1 protein-coding gene and 1 pseudogene are annotated in these 1,058 nt (G+C 68.2%); both read left to right on the plus strand.

The genetic code is table 11. The features are described from left to right. A pseudogene (locus AC1DU6_RS32505) lies at positions 1–424 on the plus strand (thymidine phosphorylase); the annotation flags it as partial. Further along, positions 424–1,058 (plus strand): tRNA (guanosine(46)-N7)-methyltransferase TrmB (gene trmB / locus AC1DU6_RS32510; RefSeq protein WP_477862361.1); only part of this gene is annotated, 635 nt, incomplete at its 3' end. The pseudogene AC1DU6_RS32505 and the gene trmB, both read left to right, overlap by 1 nt.

Raw genomic sequence — 1,058 nt, forward strand, 5'->3', positions numbered from 1 at the left:
GCTGCAGGCTGCGCTGGACTCCGGCGCCGCTGCCGAGAAGTTCGCCAAGATGGTGGTTGCCCTGGGCGGCCCGGCGGACCTGATGGAGCGGCCCGAGGCTTATCTGACCGCCGCGCCCGTCGTGAAGCCCGTCGCCGCGCCGCGTGCGGGCGTCATCACGACGATGTCGACGCGTGACCTGGGCGTCGCCATCGTCGAGCTCGGCGGTGGCCGCCGCAAGGCCGGCGATGCCATCGACATGCGCGTCGGTTTCTCCGAAGTGAAGCCGCTGGGCACGCGCGTCGCCGCCGGCGAACCGCTCGCACTGATCCACGCGGCTGACGACGCTGCGGCCGACCGCGCCATCGCGTCCTATCTGGCCGCGTGCACGCTGGGCGACGCCGACATCGCCGCCACGCCCATGGTGATGGCTGAGGTGGGCTGATGGAAGAGAAGGACCCGCCGCGTCGCGCCATCAAGAGTTTCGTCACGCGCGCCGGCCGCATGGGCACGGGTCAGATCAAGGCCCTGGCCGAACTGGGCCCGAAGTTCGTCCTGCCCTACAAGCCCGAGCGCCTGGACGCTGAAGCCATCTTCGGCCGCAAAGCCCCGCTGGTGCTGGAGATCGGCTTCGGCATGGGCGGCGCGACGGCCGACATTGCGGGCACGCTGCCCGACCATGACTTCATCGGCTGCGAGGTGCATGAGCCGGGTGTCGGCGCTCTGCTCAAGCTCATCGATGAGAAGCAGCTCACCAACATCCGCATCGTCCAGCACGATGCCGTGGAGGTGCTGCGCGACATGATCGGCCCCGACTTGCTGGCCGGCGTGCACATCTTCTTCCCCGACCCCTGGCACAAGAAGCGTCACAACAAGCGGCGGCTGATCCAGCCGGAGTTCGTTGCCAAGTTGATCCAGCACATCGCGCCAAGCGGCTATCTGCACTGCGCGACCGACTGGCAGCCCTATGCCGAGCAGATGCTTGCAGTGCTGACGGCCGAGCCCCATCTCCTGAACGTCGCGGCCGGCTATGCTGACAAGCCCGCCTACCGTCCCCTGACCAAGTTCGAGAACCGCGG

The sequence above is a fragment of the Roseateles sp. P5_B10 genome, from assembly GCF_056400485.1.